The sequence below is a fragment of the Methanoculleus taiwanensis genome, from assembly GCF_004102725.1.
Lineage (GTDB): Archaea > Halobacteriota > Methanomicrobia > Methanomicrobiales > Methanoculleaceae > Methanoculleus_A > Methanoculleus_A taiwanensis.
In genome coordinates this window covers 907,119-931,095 of sequence record NZ_LHQS01000002.1, presented here as the reverse complement: position 1 = coordinate 931,095, position 23,977 = coordinate 907,119, and the positions used below count along the sequence as shown (strand labels likewise).

18 protein-coding genes and 1 pseudogene are annotated in these 23,977 nt (G+C 60.8%); 13 read left to right on the top strand and 6 right to left on the bottom strand.

What is annotated here, in order from left to right:
- Nucleotides 1–130 precede the first annotated feature (130 nt).
- On the top strand, nucleotides 131–1,099 hold the full coding sequence (gene pfkA, locus ABH15_RS09340) for a 6-phosphofructokinase (protein ID WP_128694066.1): 969 nt from the start codon (nucleotides 131–133) through the stop codon (nucleotides 1,097–1,099).
- 23 nt (nucleotides 1,100–1,122) lie between these two features.
- On the opposite strand, the gene ABH15_RS09335 is transcribed toward pfkA, so the two are convergent.
- The 3 genes from ABH15_RS09335 to ABH15_RS09325 all read right to left on the bottom strand — a co-directional run bounded on the left by ABH15_RS09335 (nucleotide 1,123) and on the right by ABH15_RS09325 (nucleotide 4,130).
- Entirely contained in the window at nucleotides 1,123–2,358 is a 1,236-nt protein-coding gene (locus tag ABH15_RS09335) for a glycosyltransferase (RefSeq protein WP_128694065.1), read from the bottom strand.
- Nucleotides 2,359–2,483: 125 nt separating this feature from the next.
- A complete protein-coding gene (gene galT, locus ABH15_RS09330; RefSeq protein WP_164913698.1) occupies nucleotides 2,484–3,479 on the bottom strand; it encodes a galactose-1-phosphate uridylyltransferase in 996 nt (331 codons plus the stop codon).
- A gap of 198 nt (nucleotides 3,480–3,677) precedes the next feature.
- On the bottom strand, nucleotides 3,678–4,130 hold the full coding sequence (locus tag ABH15_RS09325; protein WP_128694063.1) for a CBS domain-containing protein: 453 nt from the start codon (nucleotides 4,128–4,130) through the stop codon (nucleotides 3,678–3,680).
- A 541-nt stretch (nucleotides 4,131–4,671) separates the two neighbouring features.
- Here ABH15_RS09325 and glgP point away from each other — a divergent pair.
- The gene (glgP, locus tag ABH15_RS09320) at nucleotides 4,672–6,438 is read left to right on the top strand and encodes an alpha-glucan family phosphorylase (protein WP_206633434.1); all 1,767 of its coding nucleotides are present in this window, start codon (nucleotides 4,672–4,674) and stop codon (nucleotides 6,436–6,438) included.
- Nucleotides 6,439–6,683: 245 nt separating this feature from the next.
- Entirely contained in the window at nucleotides 6,684–9,131 is a 2,448-nt protein-coding gene (locus ABH15_RS09315; protein WP_128694062.1) for a plasma-membrane proton-efflux P-type ATPase, read from the top strand.
- A gap of 110 nt (nucleotides 9,132–9,241) precedes the next feature.
- Here the strand turns inward: ABH15_RS09315 and ABH15_RS09310 are convergent, their stop codons facing one another.
- Together ABH15_RS09310 and gpmA are read right to left on the bottom strand one after the other, a co-directional pair.
- Complete coding sequence (locus ABH15_RS09310; RefSeq protein WP_128694061.1) at nucleotides 9,242–10,600, bottom strand: phosphomannomutase/phosphoglucomutase; 1,359 nt, start codon at nucleotides 10,598–10,600, stop codon at nucleotides 9,242–9,244.
- 5 nt (nucleotides 10,601–10,605) lie between these two features.
- Nucleotides 10,606–11,358: a 2,3-diphosphoglycerate-dependent phosphoglycerate mutase gene (gene gpmA, locus ABH15_RS09305; RefSeq protein ID WP_128694060.1), complete on the bottom strand. Its 753-nt coding sequence runs from the start codon at nucleotides 11,356–11,358 to the stop codon at nucleotides 10,606–10,608.
- 212 nt (nucleotides 11,359–11,570) lie between these two features.
- On the opposite strand from gpmA, the gene ABH15_RS09300 reads away from it, so the two are divergent.
- The 10 genes and pseudogenes from ABH15_RS09300 (at nucleotide 11,571) to ABH15_RS09260 (ending at nucleotide 22,679) form a co-directional block, all read left to right on the top strand.
- Nucleotides 11,571–13,004: a sugar porter family MFS transporter gene (locus ABH15_RS09300; RefSeq protein WP_241648063.1), complete on the top strand. Its 1,434-nt coding sequence runs from the start codon at nucleotides 11,571–11,573 to the stop codon at nucleotides 13,002–13,004.
- 1 nt (nucleotide 13,005) lies between these two features.
- Nucleotides 13,006–13,221 (top strand): annotated as a pseudogene (locus ABH15_RS14135) (trehalase-like domain-containing protein); the annotation flags it as partial.
- 95 nt (nucleotides 13,222–13,316) lie between these two features.
- Entirely contained in the window at nucleotides 13,317–14,900 is a 1,584-nt protein-coding gene (locus ABH15_RS09295; protein ID WP_206633433.1) for a glycoside hydrolase family 15 protein, read from the top strand.
- 110 nt (nucleotides 14,901–15,010) lie between these two features.
- Nucleotides 15,011–16,345, top strand: a complete 1,335-nt coding sequence (locus ABH15_RS09290) for an APC family permease (protein WP_128694059.1) — start codon at nucleotides 15,011–15,013, stop codon at nucleotides 16,343–16,345.
- A 221-nt stretch (nucleotides 16,346–16,566) separates the two neighbouring features.
- Nucleotides 16,567–17,862 (top strand): APC family permease, encoded by a 1,296-nt coding sequence (locus ABH15_RS09285; protein ID WP_128694058.1) that lies wholly within the window; start codon nucleotides 16,567–16,569, stop codon nucleotides 17,860–17,862.
- An 88-nt stretch (nucleotides 17,863–17,950) separates the two neighbouring features.
- Nucleotides 17,951–18,340, top strand: a complete 390-nt coding sequence (locus ABH15_RS09280) for a hypothetical protein (RefSeq protein WP_128694057.1) — start codon at nucleotides 17,951–17,953, stop codon at nucleotides 18,338–18,340.
- Entirely contained in the window at nucleotides 18,300–18,512 is a 213-nt protein-coding gene (locus ABH15_RS09275) for a hypothetical protein (protein ID WP_128694056.1), read from the top strand. Before ABH15_RS09280 ends, ABH15_RS09275 begins: the two co-directional genes overlap by 41 nt.
- Nucleotides 18,513–18,882: 370 nt before the next feature.
- Nucleotides 18,883–20,979 (top strand): PAS domain S-box protein, encoded by a 2,097-nt coding sequence (locus tag ABH15_RS09270; protein ID WP_128694055.1) that lies wholly within the window; start codon nucleotides 18,883–18,885, stop codon nucleotides 20,977–20,979.
- 87 nt (nucleotides 20,980–21,066) lie between these two features.
- Nucleotides 21,067–21,402 carry a hypothetical protein gene (locus ABH15_RS09265; RefSeq protein WP_128694054.1) on the top strand — a complete coding sequence of 112 codons (336 nt, stop codon included), beginning with the start codon at nucleotides 21,067–21,069 and terminating at the stop codon, nucleotides 21,400–21,402.
- Nucleotides 21,390–22,679: a chloride channel protein gene (locus ABH15_RS09260; RefSeq protein ID WP_128694053.1), complete on the top strand. Its 1,290-nt coding sequence runs from the start codon at nucleotides 21,390–21,392 to the stop codon at nucleotides 22,677–22,679. The genes ABH15_RS09265 and ABH15_RS09260 overlap by 13 nt, the downstream gene beginning before the upstream one ends.
- Before the next feature lie 686 nt (nucleotides 22,680–23,365).
- Here ABH15_RS09260 and ABH15_RS09255 read toward each other — a convergent pair.
- Entirely contained in the window at nucleotides 23,366–23,869 is a 504-nt protein-coding gene (locus ABH15_RS09255; protein ID WP_128694052.1) for a hypothetical protein, read from the bottom strand.
- Nucleotides 23,870–23,977 lie beyond the last annotated feature (108 nt).

Here is a 23,977-nt window from a genome sequence, read left to right as displayed (position 1 = left end):
TATGGTACTCACGCGCTGCATCGACGTATTCCTGCGGGAAAAACACTGCCCGGAGTGGAGGTGCTCCGGGATGCAGAAGCGTGAAGATATGAGAGAGGAGAAACCTGTTTTCCGGAGGAGCGGATGAAGCATGAGACGAATCGGTATTTTAACAAGCGGCGGTGACGCACCGGGCATGAACGCCTGTATCCGTGCTGCGGTACGCACCGCACTGGCAAACGGATTGGAGATCGTCGGAATACGCCGGGGGTACGCCGGCCTTCTCGAGGGAGATACCGTGCCGCTTGACCGGACGGCCATCCGTAATACCATTCATCTCGGCGGCACCATCCTCGAGACGTCCAGAAGCCCGGAATTCATGACCCGGGAGGGGCGGGCGCGAGCTGCGGAGGTTATCAGGCAGGCAGGCCTGGACGGTTTGATACTCATCGGCGGCGAAGGGACGTTCCACGGGGCAAGCCTGCTGGCTGCCGAGTGGGGAACGACACTTGTGGGGGTGCCGGGAAGCATCGATAACGACGTATACGGAACCGACTCATGCATCGGTTTTGATACCGCCGCGAACTGCGCTCTGAGCGCCATCGACCGGATCCGCGACACGGCACGGTCGCACGATCGTCTCTTCTTCGTGGAGGTGATGGGGCACCATACCGGGTTCCTGGCACTGGAGAGCGGCATCGCCGGGGGTGCCGAAGAACTGGTCATCCCCGAAGAGCCGCTCTCCAGTGCCGAGCTGAGCGACCGGCTCAAAGAGGGTTTTAAAATCGGCAAGAAAAGTGCGATTGTAGTGGTGGCGGAGGGGAAAAAACCGGGGAAGAGTTTCCGGATCGCCGACGAGGTTCGGAAATTCCTGAACTACGAGTCCCGTGTCGTTGTGCTCGGGCATCTCCAGCGGGGCGGACCTCCCACCGTGCGCGACCGCGTGCTCGGAAGTGTACTGGGCGTAGCAGCCGTTACTGCGCTCCAGGATGGTCGAAGCGGCTGTATGGCGGGGGAAGTGAAGGGAGAGATTGCGTATACGCCGTTCGACGATACCTGGCAGAAGAAAAAACCGCTCGATGCCGACGTCATGAGAATATTCTCGCTCCTCTCGGAATGATGGTGCGGGCATGAACGCCGCCATCACTCATACATTTTCACCGCATCGGAAAGCCGGAACTCAGGCTTAATTGCACCGATAAGGTCGAGGTCCTGTTCTATTGAGCGTGTAAGCAGGAAGTTCCGGCGCACCGATTCATGCGCTTCCCGCCCCAGCCGGTCTCTGAGGTCGGGATCGTTGATCACCTGCACGATCCGGTCGGCCGCCTCCTCCACGGACGATACCAGGAATCCATTCACACCGTCACGAATCTGGTAGCGGATGCCCCCCACATCCCCGCCGATGACCGGCGTGCCCTTCCACATCGCCTCGGCCACGGTGAGACCGAACCCCTCGCGGATCGATTTCTGCAGGACAACCGCTGCCCGACGCTGCAGGGCATTGACGAGCGCGCTATCCTGACGGCTGATAATGATGATGCGCTCTTCCCGGTTCTTCATGAGCGAACGATACACAGCCGGGCCTTCCGGATCGTCCGTCGCCACATTGCCCAGCAGCACGAGCGTACACGCTACCTTCTTCCTGGCGATCTTGAACGCCTCGATAACGCCTTCCGGGTCTTTCCAGCGGTCGAAGCGGGATATCTGCACGACGAGCGGAAGATCGGTGGGGATATTGTAGTGCTCCAGGCGCTCGTCGATCTCCTCCTCGGTCAGCTCTTTATTGGTAATGGTGAAAGGATCGATGCTCGGCATGAAGAAAACCTGCGGGATGTCCAGGTCCTGCCTGTAATCCCTGCTGCTCAGAATAACGGCATCGTACCGGCGGATAAACCGGAGGAGGTAGTCCCAGACCTTCTTGTCCGGCCGGGTCAGGTCGACATGGCATCGCCATATCCAGGGGTCGTCCTTCCGGTAATGACTGATCAGGGGAAGGGGCTGCGGATCATGAACGAAGACGATATCATGGTCGAGGTGATTGCGCAGTGCGTTCTCGTAAACGACCTGCTCGTAGAGCTGGATCTTCCTGTCGGTGAGGTTGATATCCGCCCCCTGGAGAGCATTGTGGAACTTCTTGGTGACGCTGAAGAAGTCCGGAGAGCCGTGAACCACCCGCCACCCGGTCTTGATACCCAGGCTATTCATCAGAAGTGTCGTCGATGAAAGAAACTGGGAGACGCCTCCCCCGTAATAGGTCGAATTGACGTTAACGATGTGGAGGTCCCGAAGCTGCCGTGCTTTATCCCGAATGCGTCTGACAGTTTCGGCCCCGATGTACTTTTCATAGTCTTTTATCCCTATGCCGGGTATTGCATCCATACGTGACTTCGCCTCCACTCACGGACAGTGTGCTCAACCAAAAACCCCCGCGCCTGCATACACGGGGCATCCGGATGGCCACGCCACCGGCATATCTGCAACACATCTTTAATAGATTCCGACCGCTATTTTTCCGATAGATCACGTATGAACTGTGCGGTATCCTCAGGCATGGCAGGATTGATGTATAGACCGGATCCGAGCTCGAATCCTGCCATTGCAGAGAGCCTGGGAATGATCTGCAGGTGCCAGAGGAAATACGTCGTATCCTCCTCCCCCACAGGGGCAGAGTAGACGATGTAGTTGTAATCCGGGTTATTGAGTCCATGATCCAGCCATTGAAGCGTTTTTTGAAGTACCCCCGCAAGCGGCATCAGATCTTCATCAGGAACGGTGCCGAATGACGCGTCTTGGGTTTTCGGCATGATCCAGGTTTCAAACGGTCGCTTTGATGCAAATGGATGAAATACCACGAACCGCTCCGTCTCGAGTATGATGCGCCGGCCTGCCCGGCATTCGTGCTCTCTCAGGTCAGGATACAGGCAACGGCCGGTCTTATCGTAGTATTCTGCGGCTACAGCGTGGCGGAGCCTCATCGTCCGTGGTATCACCGGCGTTGCTATCAGCTGCGAATGAGAATGTGCAAGCGACGTGCCTGCCGACGGGCCGTGGTTCTTGAAGATGACAATTGCCCTGACAAACGCTACGGTGCGGAGCGCGTTGTACCGCTCCCGGTAAGCCCGCAGAACACGCTCTATGTCCCGCAGATCCATCCGGGCGAGGCGTTCGTTATGCAGGGGTGTCTCGACGATGACTTCGTGCGCCCCTACACCGTCCATAACCCAAAAAAAACCGTCTTCCGTATGGTGTGCCGTACTGCCGACGGGGGAGAGGGCAGGGTATTTGTTGGCAAAGACCCGCACCTGCCAGCGTCCGGTGCCCTGATCCTGATACGAGAGGAACTCCGGCGGCGTCATGCTCTCATTGCCGGGACAGAACGGACAGGTGGGCGAATAGTCAGGTAGAGACGGCCGATCGTGCTTCTGTACAAACTCGTGGGGTCTTTTTGCCCGGTCTCGGGCGATAATGACCCATTCCTTCGTCGTCGGATCCCGCCGCATCTCAGTTTTTGTGCCCCCCGCACCAGGGAGAGACTGCTCAATCCGATCTGTTTCATCAGGCATCTGTTTCAACCACACGAATCTTGAGAAGATTTGCCGCTCCGACCCCAACCGACGGAATACCTCCTCAAAAGGCATCGTCCGTCACTGCCATCCCATGATCGTCCGGAAAGCAGGTTATTGAACGTGGAAGCACGGTTATACGATGGGATACGGGTAAAAGGGGGAGCCCGGCAGGCTCTGCTTCTCGATATTCCGGGTAATGTACGATATCTCGTCGCCCAGCAGGCGAATGATGTCGTCCGGGATTACAATCCCGGTTAACCTGCCATTCCGATCTACGATCGGCATTCTGCGGATCCCCTCTTTCATCATCCGCTCCATGGCATCCGTGACCTGCATGCCTTCCGTGAAGGCGGTGGGATTTCGGGTCATGATGTCCCGGGCTTTCATCTCCTCGGGACGTTTATCCCTGGCGACGACCCGCACGATCATATCGCGGTCGGTGATGATCCCGGTCGGCCTGCCGTCCCCGTCGACGACGACGACACTCCCGACGTTCTTCTGCTCCATGATCTTTGCCACATCAACGCCGGACGTGTCGGGCGATACTGATACGACATCTTCACGGAGGTATTTCATTGGGTCCATGCATCATCTGCTCCTGCCGCCGCGACCCTTTACACCTGGAGTAATATGAAGGTAACCCGACGGGGAACATCAGCAGATCCGGCTTTGATCAGGCATTGCACCCCGAAGGGAGATGCAGTATCCATCTTGCCACGCGTTCTGCCGCCGTTCTATCAAGAGTACGATCCGGCCTTGATAAGGAGTGCACCATCTGCCGGGGCCGGAGCACTCTGGAGGCAGGCGGCCGTCCGAGATGCGGCAGTGGCCCGGCTGTCCGGGTGATCGGTGCAGTATTGCCCCCGTCTATACAATAACGGCGTCTGTCGCTCCCCGTTTGATGGCGGAACCTGTCCGGCCGGCAGGTAGTGTCCGTGATCCGCATAATCCCAAAGAGCGATACCTGTATATAGCACGGTCTATGAGACAGCCTCTCGATCGGGTATACAGCCCCATCCGGCCATGGCCGGTGTGATGCGGACTCCCTTGACAAGGGTTTCTGCAGCATGGATGGTCCGGCGACGTATGCCGGAGTGGTTCCACCCGAGGGGAGGCGAAATACGCCGTGATTGTAAAAGATCCCATATCCGGAAGCCCGGTCGACACCGAAACCGCGGAGTACAGGGCAGATGCCTGGGGGAAGACCTACTACTTCGACAGCGAGATTCACAGGCGCCGTTTTCTGGAAGGTTCACGCGTCGCATACTTTTCGATGGAGATCGGACTCTCAAGCGACATTCCGACATACAGCGGAGGGCTGGGAGTTCTCGCCGGAGATGCGGTCAGATCCAGTGCGGATCTCCGCATTCCGCTCGTCGCGGTCACGCTGGTCAGCAGAAAAGGATATCTGAGGCAGAAGATAACCGGGGACGGGGTGCAGCAGGAACTTCCGGACGAATGGAACCCCGCTCAGTACATGCGGCTCCTGCCCCGGACGGTCACCGTACGCATCGAGGGACGGGATGTCCATATCCGTGCCTGGTTCCATGACCATGAAAGCCCGGTAGGTGGCCTGGTTCCCGTCATCCTCCTCGATACGGATATGGAGGAGAATGCGCCGGACGATCGGCAGATTACCAGTTACCTCTATGGCAGTGACAGTGCCTATCGGCTCAGGCAGGAGATCGTGCTGGGTATCGGCGGTGTCAAGATGCTGAAAGCCCTGAACTTCAGGGTGGAACGATACCACATGAACGAGGGGCACTCCAGCCTTCTCACTCTCGAGCTCATGAGGATGAACGGCTATGATGCCGATACGGCAGGCGACATGTGTGTGTTTACGACGCATACGCCCGTTGCTGCTGCAATGGATACCTTTTCGTATGACGATGTCGAAAAGGCGCTCGACTTCCCCATCGATACCCTGAAGAAGTACGGAGGCGAGGATCGGCTGAACCTGACCCTGCTCGCGCTGAATATGAGCAAATACCACAACGGCGTTGCCAAAGCCCACCAGGAGTACTCCCAGAAGCTCTTTCACGGATACCACATTCGCGAGATTACCAACGGCGTCCACCCGTTCACCTGGACCAGTCCAGAGTTCCAGAGACTGTTCGACCGATACATGCATGGGTGGGCGAACGAACCCGAACTGCTCGTGCGGGTCGGGAAGATCCCGAACGAGGAGATCTGGGATGCCCACGTAAAGGCAAAAGCGGCACTCATCGACGACGTTCACGAATCGACCGGAGTGACCCTGGATCCCGAGGTCCTGACGATCGGGTTTGCACGCAGGGCCACCGGGTACAAACGGGCAACCCTGATCTTCTCCGATCTCGACCGGCTGAAAGAGATCAACCGGAAATGGCCGATCCAGTTGCTCTTTTCCGGAAAGGCGCACCCGCATGACGAGGGCGGTAAGCAGCTCATCAAGGATATCTATGCATTCCGCGATCGGCTGAAGGGGGAGATCGAGGTGGTTTATCTGGAGAACTACTCAATGGACCTGGCAGGCAAACTCACGTCCGGCGTGGATGTCTGGCTGAATACCCCGCTTCCCCCCATGGAGGCATCCGGGACGAGCGGGATGAAAGCAGCGTTTAACGGTGTCATGAACTTCAGCGTTCTGGACGGCTGGTGGGTCGAGGGGTGCGTCGAAGGCGTCACCGGCTGGGCGATTGGCCCGGGACCCGATGAACCGGTCACCGAAGAGCGGCGGAGAGCGCAGGAACTCCGGGATCTCTACAACAAACTCGAGTACGTCATTCTGCCCCTCTACTATAGCATGGAGGACGAGTGGACGCACCGTATGAAAAACGCCATCGGTTTGATTGCGTATTATTTCAACAGCCATGTGATGATGCGCAGATACGCCTCGGAAGCGTATCTGTAAGCTGCCGGGAGCGTCCGGCCTCCCCCATACACATTTTTCCGGAGTGACCGGACGCTCCTCTCGCCGTTCCTGATCGGTCCGTCCGGTATGGCGCCCTCCCCGGATGCATCGGGGCGTCTCTATGCTTCGATCGCTCACCCGATTCGATGCCGGATAAGCCCGGCAGAGAGGGAGCATCTCAGGCTCTTCCGGCGGCACCAGCAAATTATATACCCCCGGCGGTAAGAGGGGCGCGGGGGAGGTCCATGGGGAAGGATGCGATCAGCACGGACGATGCCAAAAAAGCGTCCGTGGATGATATATATCAGGCCCTGTCTACCGGCGGGAAAGGTCTTTCCGCATCGGAGGCGCAGAACCGGATTTTGCAGTACGGATATAACGAGATCCCGGAACAGAAAAAAAATCCGATTCTTGAGTTTTTACAGTATTTTAGAGGCCCTATCCCCTATATGATCGAGGCTGCGGTGGTCATCTCCGCAGTTACCCAGAAGTGGGAAGACTTCGCGTTCATCCTGGCGCTGCTCCTGATCAACGCGATCGTCGGTTTCTGGCAGGGCCGCCAGGCGGGAAACGCCATTGCAATGCTTAAAAAACAGCTTGCAGTAAAAGCACGGGTATTGCGGGACGAGGAATGGCAGGAGGTCGCTGCACGGGAGCTCGTCCCCGGCGATATCGTCCGTGTGCGGATGGGGGACATTATTCCCGCCGATATCAAGCTCGTCGAAGGAGACTACCTCTCGGCAGACGAATCCGCACTGACCGGGGAGTCGCTGCCGGTCGATAAACACGTAGCGGATGTTGCATACTCCGGCTCCATAGCAAAACAGGGCGAAATGACCGGTGTCGTGGTGACGACGGGACTGAAGACTTTCTTCGGGAAAACCGCCGAACTTGCCGAAGAGGCGGCAACCGTCAGCCATTTCCAGAAAGCCGTCCTGAAGATCGGGGATTACCTGATCGTCCTCGCACTCAGCCTGGTCGCAATCACGTTTTTTATCGCAATCGTCCGGCAGGAAAGCATTCTGTCTACACTCCAGTTCGCCCTCGTCCTGATCGTAGCAGCGATTCCCGCGGCAATGCCGGCCGTCCTGTCGATCACCATGGCCGTAGGAGCGGTGGCGCTCACCAAGTACAATGCGATCGTCAGCAAACTGGTTGCCATCGAGGAGATGGCCGGGGTCGACATCCTCTGTTCCGATAAAACAGGAACGATAACGGAGAACAAGCTCACCCTCTCCGAGATCGTGCCGTTCGGCGATGCCGGGAAGGAAGATGTACTGCTTGATGCCCTGCTCGCATCCAGAGGGGAAGATCGGGATCCCATCGATATCGCGATCATCGACTCAAAAGAGGGGCAGGCCCTCACAGAGAAACTCGGTACCTACACCGTTGCCAGGTTCGCGCCCTTCGATCCCGTGGTCAAACGCACAGAGGCCACGGTAAAAGACAGTGAAGGGCGTCAGTTCAAGGCGGCAAAGGGCGCTCCCCAGGTAATCCAGAACCTTGCGGGTGGAAACGAGGAGATCGGCAGGAAGATCGATGAGCTCTCGAATACGTTTGCGAAAAAAGGGTTCCGCATGCTCGGCGTCGCACGGAGCGGCGATGGGGATACCTGGACGTACGTCGGCGTGCTCGGGCTCTACGATCCGCCCCGTGAGGACTCGGCAGCGACCATCAAGACGGCGGAGGAGATGGGGCTGGACGTAAAGATGGTCACCGGGGATCACGTGGCGATAGCCAAAGAAATCGCAAAAGAGGTGAACTTAAAGACGAATATCACCACCGCCGATGCCTTCCTGAATGAGCATGACGCCGAAGCGGCGGAGATCGTGGAAAAGGCGGACGGGTTTGCCGAGGTGTTTCCCGAACACAAGTACCGTATCGTATCCCTCCTCCAGTCCCGGGGGCATATCGTCGGCATGACCGGCGACGGCGTGAACGATGCACCCGCTCTGAAGAGGGCCGATGTCGGCATTGCCGTTGCGGGTGCCACGGATGCGGCGAAGTCGGCGGCATCGATCGTGATCACGAAGCCGGGACTTTCGGTGATCATCGAGGCGATCAAGGAGAGCCGGAGAATCTTCCAGCGCATGGTTCATTACGTGATCTACCGTATCGCCGAGACCATCCGCGTGCTCTTCTTCGTCACGTCCATCATCATCATCTTCAACGTCTTCCCGATCACCGCACTGCTGATCGTGCTCCTCTCGCTCTTAAACGACCTCCCGATTATGACCATCGCCTACGATAACGTCCTCTACTCACAGTCTCCGGAACAGTGGAAGATGCGGGAGATCATCACCCTTGCGACACTCATCGGATTTGTGGGGGTCATTGCCACGGTTATTCTCTTCTATCTGGCCTATATAACGTTGGGATTGAGCCTTGCGGTCGTCCAGTCGCTCATCTTCCTGAAGCTGGCGGTGGCGGGGCACCTCACGATCTTCGTCTCCCGCACCAGGGGGCCGTTCTGGTCGATCAGGCCGGGATCGGCTCTGCTCTGGTCGGCGATCATCACCAAAGCCATTGCGACCGTCATCGTCGCCGTCGGTATCGGGGTCACGCCGATCGGCTGGTACCTGGCCGGGCTCGTCTGGCTGTACTCCATCGTCGAAGAACTCGTGATCATGGACTGGGTGAAAGTTCGGGTCTACAGGCTCATCGATCACGGCGAGATCAAATGGGCCAGGTAAACGGGGTGCGGGTTTTCCCGCCTTTCGCCACGTCATCCGCAAGACCGTCTTCGACCGAAACGAGGGGATACCGGAAGACGAGAGAGGTCTCGATCGTCCCGGCGGCGTTCTTACTCCATGATGCGCATAGCCGGGTCGGTCTTCGAAATGGCTGCCAGAAGTTCCCGTTTCCGCATCTCCATGGCCTCCTCGTCCCATGCCTCCAGGTTGAGCCGGAGGACGGGTTCGGTCTGGGAAGGGCGGATATTAAACCACCACGACGGATACTCGACCGTCAGGCCGTCGAGGTGATCGATCCCCGCGTCGCCGTAGCGCTCCTCAAGGCCGGCAAGGACGGCGTCCTTGTCCGTCACCCGGATGTTAATCTCGCCCGTCGACGCGTACTTCTTCAGCGGTGCGACGAGGCGGGAGAGCGGCTCCTGCTGCCCGGAGAGGAGGTTGAGCAGCTGGATCATCGTCATCACGGCGTTGTCGGTGTAGCCGGTATCCCGGTAATAGTAGTGCCCGGAGAGCTCTCCGGCGAACAGAGCCTCCTCCTCGCGCATCTGCGCCTTGATAAACGCGTGCCCCACCCGGCACCGCACCGCTCTCCCGCCGAACTGCCGGATCGTCTCCGGGACGATGCGGCTTGACCGGAGGTCGTAGAGGATCGTCGCCCCCGGATGGCGCTGCAGAAAAACCCGGGCGATGAGCGCCGTCACCAGGTCTTCCGGGACGCGGTTTCCCGCCTCGTCGATGAACCCGCACCGGTCGGCATCCCCGTCGAACGCGACGCCGATATCGGCCTGCTCCCGCACCACCGCCGCCTGCAGCTCCCGGGTCGTCGCGGGGATCAGGGGGTTTGCGATATGGTCGGGGAACCTGCCGTCGGGCTCCATGTCCCTGAAGATAAACGTCCATGCCGGGATCTCTGCCGCAAGGCGGGGGACCTCCGGCCCGGCCATGCCGCTGCCGGCATCGACGACGACCTTGAGCGGTCGGGCCGGCCGGACGAACGAAACGAGCGTCCCGATATAGCGTTCCATCACGGAGTCCCTGCGGTACGGCCCGGTTATCGGCCGCGGCGGGACCGGCGGCGATTCTGCGACCAGGCGTTCCAGTGCGGGCAGTCCCGCATCCCCGCTGAGCGGGATCGCTTTTGCGCGGCAGAGTTTGAACCCGTTCATCCGGCCGGGCAGGTGGGACGCCGTCACCATGGCGCCCCCGTCGAACCCCCCGTCGATGATGGCATGGTAGAGGAGCGGCGTGCTCACCATCCCGATATCGACCACCGACGCTCCTGCAGCGAGCGCCCCCTCGATGAAGGCTTCGGCAAGCGACGGCGAGGAGAGCCGCATGTCGCGCCCGACGACGACCGTCTCTGCCTGCAGGAGCCGGGCAAACCCGGCACCTATCCGGCGGGCCATGCCTTCATCGAGCTCGTCCGGATAGGCTCCCCGGATATCGTATGCTTTGAAGATCGTTCCCATACCTATCATCCCCGTGGGACCGTGGCCTGCTCTGCCACCGCCGCTGTAGCCCGGGCAATCTCGTCCGGATTTCCCAGGTAGTAGTGCCGGACGGCATGCAGGCCCTCGTCCAGTTCATAGATCAGCGGGTAGCCCGTGGGGATGTTGAGGTCCGCTATCACCTCGTCCGGGACGGCGTCGAGGTACTTGACCAGCGCCCGGAGGCTGTTGCCGTGCGCCGAGATAAGAACAGTCTTCCCGTCCTGCAGGCGTTCCGCAATCTGCTCGTGCCAGTAGGGGAGCGTCCGGTCGAGCGTGTCGTGCAGCGATTCGGTCGCCGGAAGGGCGTCCGGGTCCTGACCCGCGTAGCGGGGATCGAACCGGGGGTGCCGCGGGTCGTCCCACAGAAGCGGCGGCGGCCGGACATCGTAGCCGCGCCGCCAGAGGTGCACCTGCTCCGCACCGTACTCTTCAGCGGTCTCCTGTTTGTTGAGACCCTGCAGGGCGCCGTAGCTCTTCTCGTTCAGCCGCCATGACCTATGCACCGGGACGTACATACGATCCATATCGTCCATGACGATCCAGAGCGTCCGGATCGCGCGTTTGAGCACGGACGTGTAGGCGACGTCGAACGTATACCCGCCGTCCCGCAGGAGCCGTGCAGCATGGCGGGCTTCCGCGATACCGTTCTCGGAGAGATCCACATCGGTCCAGCCCGTGAACCTGCCGTCACGGTTCCAGAGGCTCTCGCCATGCCGCAGCAAAATCAGCAGTACCATTGCATTGCTCCTCCAGACCGGGTGCCCGCTGCACCCTTCCGCCCCTTCGATCTTCCTCCGCTCATTAATACCTATCGCACCTGGAATACCGTGCTCCGCCGCACCTGCCCCGCGACCCGGATTGGCCGTTGGAGAACGCAGGGCACACCTGCACCACTACCTTTATGCTGATACGGGTGAAGCGTCCCGCCGCCCGACAGAAGCCACACGGCATGGAGAGATGGAAAATGAAGGCACGAAGCAAAGAGCCGAGGAGGTCCGGTCTCACGCGATTCGTCTATATTGCCGTTGCAATAGCGGCCATCGGGGGGATCCTCTTCGGGTACGATACGGGCGTCATCTCCGGAGCAATCCTCTTCATCACCGGCGAGTTCGGCCTCTCGCCGACCCTGGAAGAGGTGGCGACCAGCTCCGTGCTCGTCGGCGCGATTCTGGGTGCGATCGCCGGCGGCCTCCTTGCCGACAGGATCGGGCGGCGGCGCTCGATCATCGCCGCATCGGCCGTGTTCCTCGCAGGCACGGGGATCGTCGTCGCTGCCACGGCCCTGCCCGTCTTCCTCGTCGGCCGCGTGCTGATCGGTATGGCCATCGGCGTCGCGTCGTTCGTCGTTCCCCTCTATATATCGGAGATTGCACCATCAGCGCTCCGCGGCGGCATGGTCTCGCTCAACCAGCTCTTCATCACGCTCGGGATTCTCGTGTCCTACGGCGTCGATTACCTCTTCTCCGCAACCGGCGACTGGCGCGCCATGTTCGCATTCGGTGCAGTGCCGGCAACCATTCTCCTCATCGGGATGTTCCTGCTCCCGGGCAGTCCCCGGTGGCTCGTGTCCCGGCACCGTTCCGACCAGGCGGCCGACGTTCTCCGGAAGATCCGCGGGACATCGGACGTGTCGGGCGAACTCGACGACATCGAGCGGTCGGTCGGGATACAGAAGGCCGGCAGCTGGTCCGACCTGCTGGCATCGGCGATGAGAATGCCCCTGATCGTCGGTCTCGGCCTGGCCGTCCTGCAGCAGCTGACCGGCATCAATACCGTCATCTATTACGCCCCGACGATCTTCCAGTTTGCCGGACTGCACTCTGCCGGCGCCTCGATCGCAGCGACTGCAGGCGTCGGTGCCGTAAACGTCCTGACAACCGCCGCTGCCGTCATTCTCGTAGATCGGGCAGGGCGCCGCCCGCTTCTGCTTGCGGGGATCGCCGGCATGGTCGTGAGCCTCGCCGTGCTCGGGGCCGGGTTTGCTCTCGGCGGCACGGTTCAGGGCGGCAATCTCCTGGGACTGATCACCGCGATCAGCCTGATGGCATACGTCGCCTCATTCGCCATCGGCCTCGGACCGGTCTTCTGGCTGCTGATCGCCGAGATTTACCCCCTCAATGTCCGAGGGCGTGCCATGAGCGTCGCAACCATCGCCAACTGGGCTGCGAACTTTTTCATCACCCTGACGTTCCTGACACTGGCAGGGGTACTGGGACGGGCAGGCGTCTTCTGGCTCTATGCACTGGTGGGCATCGTTGCCTGGGTTTTCGTCTTCCGGCTGGTGCCGGAGACAAAAGGACTCACACTCGAAGAGATCGAAGAGCACTTCAGAGCCGGCAGGCACCCCCGCGACCTGAAGGGTGCATCGGGGCAGGCCGATTGATATGGCGGACCGGTCACAGACTCCCATGCAGTCCCGCCGCCGTGATGAGTACCTGCCCATCGAAGACTATGGTATCATCGGGAACGGCCACACCGCAGCACTCATCAGCAGCCGCGGGTCCGTCGACTGGCTCTGCTTCCACCGGTTCGATTCGCCGTCGCTCTTTGCCCGCATTCTCGACCCGGATCGCGGTGGCTACTGGAGCATACAGCCGGAAGAACCGTCGACAGTTCGCACCGGTATCGTGAGGGAACAACCATCCTCGAGACGACGTTCCGGTGCACCGATGGGACCGTCGTCCTGCGGGACTTCATGGACATCGCACGTGTCGCCCGGTTCCGCCGGCTTCCGGCTCCGGGCAGAATCGTACGCATCGCGGAATGCACCGACGGGAAGGCAGAGATTGTCTCCACCTGTCTGCCCCGCCCGGACTACGCCCGCAGACACCCGGAGTTTGCGCGTCGCGGAGACCGGGTGACGTTCGGGACATTCACGATCGCCGGGCCGACGGCGTGGCAGGTGGATACCCCGGGCAGGGCACTGACCTGCCGGATCACGCTTCACGCCGGGGATGCGGCCGCGTTCACGCTCGCAACGGAGGAAGATGCTGCCCTGCCACAGCTTGCTCCGGAAGACGCCCTGAAGGTGACGACCGATTACTGGCGGAGATGGAGCGGTGCCTGCACGTACGAAGGGCCGTATCGCGATATCGTTATCCGCAGCGCCCTCACCCTCCAGCTGATGACCTATGCACCGTCCGGTGCTATCGTTGCGGCGCCGACGACGTCGCTCCCCGAAACCTTCGGGGGCGGGCGGAACTGGGACTACCGGTTCACATGGATCCGCGACGCATCGTTCACGCTGTACGCACTGCTCCTTGCCGGCTACCTCGATGACGAACGACCGTTCTTCGACTGGCTCGTGCGTACGGTCAGATTGAAAGGAACGGGTATTTCGATCCTGTACCCCGTCGTCCCGGAGAGCGGAACCGCCGAAGCGATACTCGAGAACTTCCGGGGATATCGGGACTCCCGGCCGGTGAGAATCGGGAACGGGGCGGCGACCCAGAAACAGCTCGACGTCTACGGAGAAGTTATGGGTGCCATTCAGTTTGCCTGGCGGATCGGGAAGTACGATCCGACGCCGATCTGGGAGACGGTACGGCAGATGCTCGACTGGGTGGCCGACCACTGGCGTGACCGGGGAAGCGGGATCTGGGAGGTCCGGGGCGGTGTGCGCCACTTCGTCTACAGCAAAGCCATGACATGGTTCGCCCTCACCTGCGGGATCGAGATCGCGGAAAGCATGCAGCTCCCGGGTGATGTTGACCGCTGGCGGCGTGAACGCGACCTGATCCGTGAGGAAGTATTCGAGAAAGGGTGGAGCGACGACCTGGGCGCATTCAAGCAGTCGTACGAAGACGAACTCCTCGATGCCGCGAACCTTCGTCTCTCTTCCATCAATTTCATCGCAGGAGACGATCCACGGATGCTCTCGACGATAGATGCCACGCTCGAGCACCTCGTCGTCGACGGTCTCTGCTATCGCTATATCGACGCTCCCGAAGGCGTAGGCGGGGAAGAGGCATCGTTCGTTGTCTGCACGACCTGGCTTATCAACGCGCTGATTCACGCCGGCCGCGTGAAGGAGGCAAACCGGCTGTTTCAAAACCTTCTTGCACGCGCAAGTCCGCTCGGCCTGTACGCCGAAGAGCTCGAACCACGGACAGGAATCCACAGGGGCAACTTTCCGCAGTCGCTCTCCCACATCGGGATAATAAACGCCGCCGTCTCGCTTGCCCACGCAGGATACGTCGGCACGGTCAGTCCGCACCACGCTGCCGCCGCAGATGCTGCAGGACACGGCGGCGGGGGTCAGCGCGGCCGCCGAACCTGAACGGACAGAGCCCGGCTTCCGCCATCGGAAATCTCTCGCCGGGCAGGCATGGGCACAGCCCGGCCCGCTGTTCGGAATCTTTTTGTATATTCAGCCGAATCCGGGATACTATGCAGAACGGTGCACGGCGGACCGGGGGCCTGAGCCTGTACGCCGCCATCGCGTTCGCAGTCGGGAATATGGTGGGTGCCGGGGTCTTCGTCCTGAGCGGCCTCGTCGTGAATATCGCCGGCCCCGCGGCGGTCTTCTCCTACCTCCTCTGCGGCCTCCTCGTCGTCTTCTCGGGCCTCTCCTATGCGGCGCTCGCCAGCATCTATCCCGAAGACGGAGGCGGATACCTCTACGCCCGGCGCATCCTCGGAGCCTATCCCGGATTCCTTGCGGGGTGGGCGATGTACATCAGCGTCACCATCGCCACTGCCTTTGTGCTCCTCGGGTTCGGGATCTACGCAAACCTCCTGACCGGGGCGAACCTCGACCCGCGGTACGGGGCCGTCGCCGCCCTGGTGCTGCTCACGGCGCTCAATCTCAGGGGGGTCTCGGAAGCCGGGAAGGCCGAAGTGGCCCTCGTCGCCGCGAAGGTGGCAATCCTCGTCGGCCTGATACTGGTCGGGCTCGTCCATATCCGGATCACCGATTTCACGCCGCTTCTCCCGGGGGGCGTGGGCGGCATGCTGCAGGGGGTGACGATGGTCTTCTTCGCCTACATCGGCTTTCAGGTCGTGGCCATGATGGGCGGGGAGGTGAAGGGCTCCTCGAAGAGCGTGCCGCTTGCCACCCTCGCCTCCATCGGCATCGTGGCAGCAATCTATACGGGGGTCATCGTTGCGCTGCTCGCAGCACGGCTCCCTACGTACGGGAGCGAGAGCGTCTTCGACGCAGCGGTCGTCCTCTTCGGGTCCGTCGGGGGAACCATCGTCGCACTGGGGGCACTCTTCTCGACGCTCTCGTCGGCGAATGCCAATATCATCGGTGCTTCGCGGATCATCCTGGAGATGGCGAGCGAAAAACAGATCCCGGGACGGTTTGCCCGGCTCAGGAAGGATCAGCCGATCAACTCCATCCTGCTCGGGGCCGGGCTTGCGCTCCTCCTCATTCTGATCGGGAACCTCTCGTTCATCGTCGAGCTCACCAATGTCACGATCCTCGTCACCATGGCGCTCGTGAACATAAGTGCTCTCATTCTGGTGAGGCAGGAGGCGCTTCTTCCCCCGGAGAAGAGCTATTTTGCCGTTCCGCTCGGGGTACTGTTCCCGCTGCTGGGCGCCGCATCCTGCGTGGCGATGCTCCTCACCCTCGCACTGCCGATCGTCCTGCTCGGCATCGGCGTCCTGTTAGCGGGCTCCGCCCTCTTCGTCCTCGAGGATACCCCGGAAGGAGAGAGGATTGTCCGGGAGATACGCCTTCTGCTTCGCCGGCCCGGAGACATGGAAACCGTGGATTAAAGCCAATCACGTGCTTGCAACCTCCCGAAGGCCATCCAACCGGATAGCGGCCGGAGCATGCCGAACCGTCATACCGCGCCAGGAACCTGCGGGTACCTGCATACCATCCGTGGAATGCTCGATGCTGCGTGGAAAGGGAATTGAACCGTGCCACTGAACGGTAAGGAGGGTTTAAAACCTTCGGCACATACAGACGGGCAAGAAACACCGGGGGATCGGGAATGAAGACCGATGAAAGACAGAGTATCGGCCTCCTCGAGGCTGTCGCGATCGGGATCGGCGGCATGGTCGGCGGCGGGATCTTCGCGGTTCTCGGCCTCGCAGTTGCCCTCGCGGAAGGCGGCACCCCGGTTGCCTTCGCCATTGCCGGGGCAGTCGCCCTGATCACCGCCTACTCCTATGCACGCCTCTCGGTGGCCTATCCGAGCCAGGGCGGGACCATCACGTTCCTCAATAAAGCGTTCGGCACCGGCCTTTTTACCGGGAGCCTCAACATGCTACTCTGGATCAGTTACGTCGTCATGCTCTCGCTCTACGCCTACGCCTTCGGGAGTTACGGTTCCACCTTCTTTCCAGAGGCCGCTCGGCCGGTCTGGCAGCACATTCTGATCTCGGCGAGCGTGCTTGCCATCGCCGCCCTCAATGCCTTCGGTGCAAAGATCATCGGCCGGGCGGAGGACCTGATCGTCGGGCTGAAACTCGCCATCCTGCTCCTCTTCATTGCTCTCGGCATCCGGGGGATCGATACCGCGTACCTGGAGCCTGCAGCCTGGTCACCGCTCGCCGAACTGGTCGCGGGCGGGATGATCATCTTCGTGGCCTACGAAGGGTTCGAGCTGATCGCAAACACTGCAGAAGACATCAGAGATTCCCGCAAAAATCTTCCGAGGGCGTACGCTGTGGCGGTCACCTTCGTCATCGTCCTATACATCGCGATTGCGATCGTGACGGTGGGGACGCTTCCGGTCGACCAGATCGTCGCCGCCCGCGACTACGCCCTCGCCGAAGCGGCAAAACCGTTCATGGGTCAGGCGGGGTTCGCCCTCATCGCCCTCGCCGCCATGCTCTCGACGACGTCGGCGATCAATGCGACCCTCTACGGCGCCTCCCGGATCAGTTACATCATCGCAAAGGACGGTGAACTGCCGGCGTTCCTCGAGAAGAAGATCTGGAACCGGCCGCTCGAAGGGTTGCTCATCACCACCGGAGCAACCCTGCTGATTGCCAACCTCCTCGACCTCTCAAGCATCTCCGCCATGGGCAGCACCGGTTTTCTCCTGATCTTCGCTGCCGTAAACCTGGCGAACGTCCGGCTGGCAGCGAAGACGGCGAGCAACCGGTTTATCCCGATGCTGGGATTCGCCGGGTGCATCGGGGCGTTTATTGCTATCCTCTGGTACGTTGTCCGGAACAAACCCGGCCAGGTGGGGGTGCTTGCCGGGATGCTCGGTCTTGCGATCGCAATCGAGTGGATCTACCGGACTACCCGGCCGGAGCGGCGGGCCAGACTTATCTGACCCAGCACCCTGCCTGCGAAAACGCAGGTATTCGCCACGCACCGTGCCGGAGAGAGGCCTATATACCCCAAGCACCTCATCAGCCCCGATGGTATCGGTCGTCGTCCTGACCCTGATCGCCGCAGCCGTTCTGGTCGCCGGCAATCTGCGGTTCCTGGACATCATCCCCCGGAGCCGCTGGCTTTCATTCGCCGGCGGCGTTTCCGTGGCATATGTCTTCGTCCGCCTGCTCCCCGAAATCGGCGCCGGCCAGGAGGTCGTCCTCCGGTCGCTCCACGCCGGGCTGCTCGTTTCCATCGAGAACCATATCTCTATCATCGCCCTGCTCGGCCTCGTCGTCTTCTACGGGCTCGAACGCACGGTCCGGGCATCGCAGGAGACTGTGCTCAAGAGGCTGGTAGTCGCCTGTCCACAGCAACTCCACGAGCATTCGACTGGTGAACAATCACGACCTCGACACCACCACGAAGAGCACTGACGTCACTTACGATCGGATCATCATCACCGACGGTGCCGGCACCGGCTATGCGGGCGAGGCAGGGATTTTCCGGTTCGACACGGCCTATGGACTGAACCAGGCGATGACGGAAGACGTTTCGGACCACTACCCGGTGTATGCGGTCTTCTGGACGGGACACGGCGGGGACTGAAGAGATACTCTTTTTCGATGAGATTCCGGGCGTGCAGGTTCTCGTTGTGAGGTGGTTAGCACCCCCTGTGGTGGGGGACTGCCGTCACGCTGCGAGGCCTCGCCGAGCGAGTGAGGGCGCCCGAGACCCAGGACACCGGGAAGAACCGGGGCAGTTGTTCCGAAGCGAGCATCGCAAGTGAGGAATCTCGCCCGATTGCCCACATTCATACCTCAGGTTAGCGTTATCTCAGGAAAATCGGACCATTATCAACAGGCAAGCACGTTTCATTACCGCCCGAAGGTCGACCCTGAGCAGGCCAAGAGAGCTACTGTTATTACAACCTGTGGGAAAGTCACTGTTACTGCTTTAAATAGGAGCCCCGATCAGGATGCCAGCGCCTCCAGAAACCACACAGAATCATTCCACCCCTACCAGACAGGACAAAACGGTACGGGATCTCTCTGCAAAAGTCGAAGAGCTTCAAACCGAGATTGATTCCCTTCGGCGGGAGAATGCAGAACTCAGACGGGCTGATGGTGAACACGGGGAGCTGGAGGAGGCACAGCGAAGTGAGCGCCACGAGAGTGATCGGGCAGAGCAGGCACTGTGGGCGAGCGAAAAACAACTCCGCGCCCTGATCGCCGCCAGTGCCCAGGTACTCTACCGCATGAGTCCGGACTGGAGAGAGGTGCAGGAGCTGCAGGGCGGAGAGTTCCTGGCGGATACCATAGAACCGAACCGTAACTGGTTGCAGGAGTACATCCACCCCGATGACCAGCCATGGGTCTGCGAGGTGATTCGCAGAGCCATCCAGACCGGGACCGTCTTCAAACTGGAGCACCGGGTCCTGCGTGCCGATGGGACACTCGGGTGGACGGCTTTTCGAGCCGTTCCGGTGCACAACGCGGACGGAGAGATCGTGGAATGGTTCGGGGCGGCACGCGATATCACCGAGCGGAAACGGGCCGAGGAGGACTTGATTATCAGCGAAAGAAATCTTGCAGCCTCCCAGGCAATCGCGCATGTCGGGAGTTACTCCTGGGATCTCGAAAAGAATCTGCTGACATGGTCCGATGAGTTATATCGGATTTTGGGGCTGGCTCCGCAGGAAATCCTGCCTACCTCCGATACGTATACGGCCTGCATCCATCCTGACGATCGGGACGAGGCGATCCGAAAAATACGGAGCGCAGTCGATGATGGATTCCCCGAGTTCAATGAGCATCGCATCGTGCGACCCGACGGCACCGTGAGATTCGTGCAGGTCAGGAGCAGGGTATGTCGCGAAGAACGTGGCAAACCGAAACTGATTCAGGGCGTCGTTCAGGATATCACCGAGCGGAAACAGACGGAAGAAGCCCTCCGGGAGAGCGAGAAGAAACTCCAGACCCTCTTTCAGCTCCTGCCTGTCGGCATCTCGGTCCTCGACGAACACAGGAAGGTACTGGACGTTAATCCCATTCTGGGAGATATCCTCGATCTCTCGTGTGATGAACTCCTGCACGGAGCCTACGAAAATCGTCGATACATCCGGCCTGACGGAACCGAGATGCCGGCGGCGGAATTCCCCAGCAGCCGTGTAATCACGGAGCAGACCGCGATCAGAAATGTCGATATCGGCGTCGAGAAAGAGGACGGCAGCACTATCTGGACGAACGTGAGTGCGGTACCGCTCCCGTTTTCAGACTGGCGCATGCTGTTGACCACATCGAATATTACCGAGCGCAAACGGACGGAAGAGGCGCTGCGCCGCCGCACCGACGACCTCGTCCGGCGGAGCCGGGAACTCGAAGCGACACGCGACGAGGCGAACATGTACCTCGACATCATGACCCACGACGTCCGAAACGCGAACAATGTCTCGAGCATATACGCCGATCTGCTGGTCGAACTGCTTGCGGGCGACCAGTGGCTCTACGCCCGTAGACTGCGTGATGCCGTCCAGCGAAGCAGTGAGATTCTCCAGAACGTCGCCACCATCCGGCGGCTTCAGACGGAAACCGGCCGTCTGGTGCCGGTGAATCTCGATGCGGTCATCAGGGAGGAGATCGGCAATTTCCCCGGAGCGTCGATCCGGTATCAGGACTCGCAGGTCGAGGTGCCGGCCGACAATCTGCTGCCGGTGATCTTTACGAACCTGATAGGGAACGCGGTCAAGTTCGGCGAACCAGACGTGGAGATTACGATCCGTGTCGTGGAGCAGGACGAGGGGGTGCTGGTCTCTGTGGAAGATACCGGGCCGGGCGTGCCGGATGAGATAAAAGAGCGGCTCTTCCATCGGTTTGAACGGGGCAGAGCGCATGGCAGAGGCGAAGGGCTCGGGCTCTACATCTGCCGGACGCTTGTTACGCGCTACGGCGGAAAGGTATGGGTCGAAGACCGGGTGGCAGGCCGTCCTGAAGAAGGGGCGGCGTTCAAGTTTACGCTCCCGGTGGCAGATTGCAGCAGACTGAGGGGCACCGGATCCAGAGCGGAACGGTCGTGAGTGGTAGCGGGGAAGATCGTTCTGCAGTCTCGCCTGCAAGAAAAAGTTCGATGAGAACCCCGGGATGTACCTGCGGGGGATGCAGAGATGAAGATCGTCGTCCCCGACCCGATCTTCCTGACCGAGGAGGACCGCCGCCGGCTCGACCGCCTCGGAAAAGTCGAGATCTTCGAGACGTACCCGGCCGACGCCGCCGCGTTCCAGGACCGTATCCGTGATGCGGAGGTCGTGGTCGTCGGGCGGTACGGGATAGATGCCGCCGTTGCAGAGCGGGTAACAGAGGCTGCAGCACACTGCCGGGATACCGGGGTCCGTTCCCTTCCCGCCCGGACGGAACGGTGCCTATTTATACCAAAACCGCCTCCGGAAAACGCAATGGGAGGACGGCCTGTAGCGGAAGGCTCGATCGCATGCCGGATATGACCGGGACAGCAGGCGATCCGGCAGAACTGCCGGTATGCCCGGCCGGCGGGGCGGATCCGAAGCTTACGCAGATCATCTTCATTGCACTCGTCGCCATCGCCTTTACCGCCGGGTACATCACCCTCTATGCAACCCTGATCAACGCCATCTGGTTCAGGAACGAGGCTGTAACCGCCAACCGCTGGCTGATCCCGGTCGGGGTGATGACGTTTTCGCTGCTGGTCGGTCTCTGCCGGAAGTACCTGCACGCCCCGACCGTGATGGAGGGCGGGTTCATCGAGTCGATGAAGGGCGGCGGGCATAAGGTCGACTACAGGACGTTCCCCGGCGCCCTCGCCTCGTCGCTCTTCTCGCTCCTCGCCGGGGTGAGCGTCGGGCCGGAGGGGGGGATCGTCATCCTCGTCGGCGACGTCACCGCCTTCCTGCAGGAGAAACTCCGGATTGCACGCGAATCCGCCGAGACCTCGTTCGGGGTCAACGTCGCCGCCCTCGCCTCGGCCTTCAACGGCATCGTCGGCAGCCCGCTCTTCACGGGGGTCTTTGCAACGGAGTTCCAGGTGGGCGGCAACCGAAACGCCCTGAAGTTCCTGACCTGGAACCTGCTCGCAGGGTGCATCGGCTTTCTCTTCTACCTGCTCATCGGGCTGCCCTCGTTCGCCCGGAGCATCGCTTTCACGCCGATCGGCGAGTTGCACTTCGTCTACGTTCTGTACGCGATCGCCCTCGGCATCGTCGGGTCGCTGCTCGCGGTCTTTGCCGGCATCGCCATGCAGGCGACCGCGAGCGTCATGGAGCGGGTCTTTAACGACCGCATCTTCGCTCCCATCCTTGCAGCAGGAGCCATCACCTCGATCGTCGGCTACTTCATCCCGAACCTTCTCTTCTCGGGCGAAAACCAGATCCATGCGATCATCGCCGATCCGGCCGCGATCGGCGCCGGAATGCTCCTTGCCATGGCCGTTCTCAAGATCCTCCTGCTCGCGCTCGCGTTCCGGAGCGGCTACATTGGCGGCCCTCTCTTCCCCATCCTCTTCTCCGCAACGATGCTCGGGCTTGCCACGAACCTGATCGTTCCGGGCGTGCCGGTCTCGATCTGCATCCTCTGCATCGAGGCCGCCGCCCTCGCCCTCGCCATGGGAGCGCCCCTGACCGCCATTCTCCTGGTCGCGGTCGTGGGCACGGCCGACACCACCATGCTCCTGCTCCTGACCATCTCCTCCGTCACAGCCATGGTTCTGGCAACGGGCCTGAAGCGGAGAAGAGCGGTGCCGGACTGAATGCGGGGACGGTTCAGCACCCCTGACCGCCGGTGATGCACGGTAGCAGCAGGGGCATAGCCTTCCCGGTTTTAACGGGTTTTCGCAACGATACAAGCTCGATCAGATCTGCGGGATCTACACCGGAATACTGGATTGGGTCGGGAGTAATCGACCTACTCCGTGGAGGGGTTGAGGCCTTCCGCGTCACCGCCGATCTCCTGGGCTGTTTTCCGATAATCCTGCGCGGGTCTCCTGGCAGTCTGCGTGCACCTGGTAAAGACAGACCCCATCTTCTGCTTCTGGCGGAGGCACCCCGGGCACTTGAATGAGCCAAAAATCGTCTTAACGAGATTTTCCCGCTGGCATCGTGGACAGAGGGTCATATCTGCTCTTCAGGTTCCTTCTTTCTCCCTGGGCATTAAATAGGTCGTTGATCACGGTTCTGATTGTTATGGGCGCATATGTTCCGAAAGAAACGTCTACCGGCTCTTCTGTCCCTGCGGTACGGCCGCCATTTCGGTAAAGCAATACATAAATACCCGAAGTTCCGACCAAATCCGCCGGAAAAACCACCCGCACAGACGCCCACAGACGGCCGATCTCGAGGCGAGGCAGGGTCTCCACCCTCCATAAGCAGCCTCAAAACCGGTAACTACCCAAAAAAATAGCCCTCTTCCAGGACGGAAAGAGAGGGGTATTCCCTCTCATCCGAGCGCCGGCACGCCGTCCGCCCAGGTCTCGACCGTGGTGCGGATCGCGTCGTCCTGGTAGCTCGTGATCCTGACCGCGTTCCTGCTGAACGTGACGTAGTAGATCTCGCCGGACGGGTCGTGGCACCGAAGCTGGCACGAGTAGGAATCGTGCTCGGCGTCGCGGACGGCATCGCCGCCCATCGCGGTTGCAAGGGCCGCATCGCCCATGATCTCGGTAGCGACGCTGCCGAACGCGGCGACCGTCGGCGCCCGTGCGGAGACGGCACCAACGCGCTTGCCGTCGTCGTCCTCGTAGTTCACCTTCGCGGTGTAGGACTCGCGGTTCCGGGTCACGCCGTCATACGTGACGCCGCCCTCGATGTAGTCCACGCACCCGAAGGGGTTGTCGGCAAGCACGCTTCCGACGATAGCGTCGAAGGTGCTGATGTCGGCGATCGGGATCGAAAGATCCCTGACCGCCGTTTTGGTGTTGCTCTTCTCGACAAAGTCTGCCATTGGTGTTTGCTCCTGCCTGCCGAGTCCCGGGATGACAGACAATCATAGAATATTACCCGGGGAGATATCAATCTGCCTTGACCGGACGGGGGAAAAAAGGGATTCTGC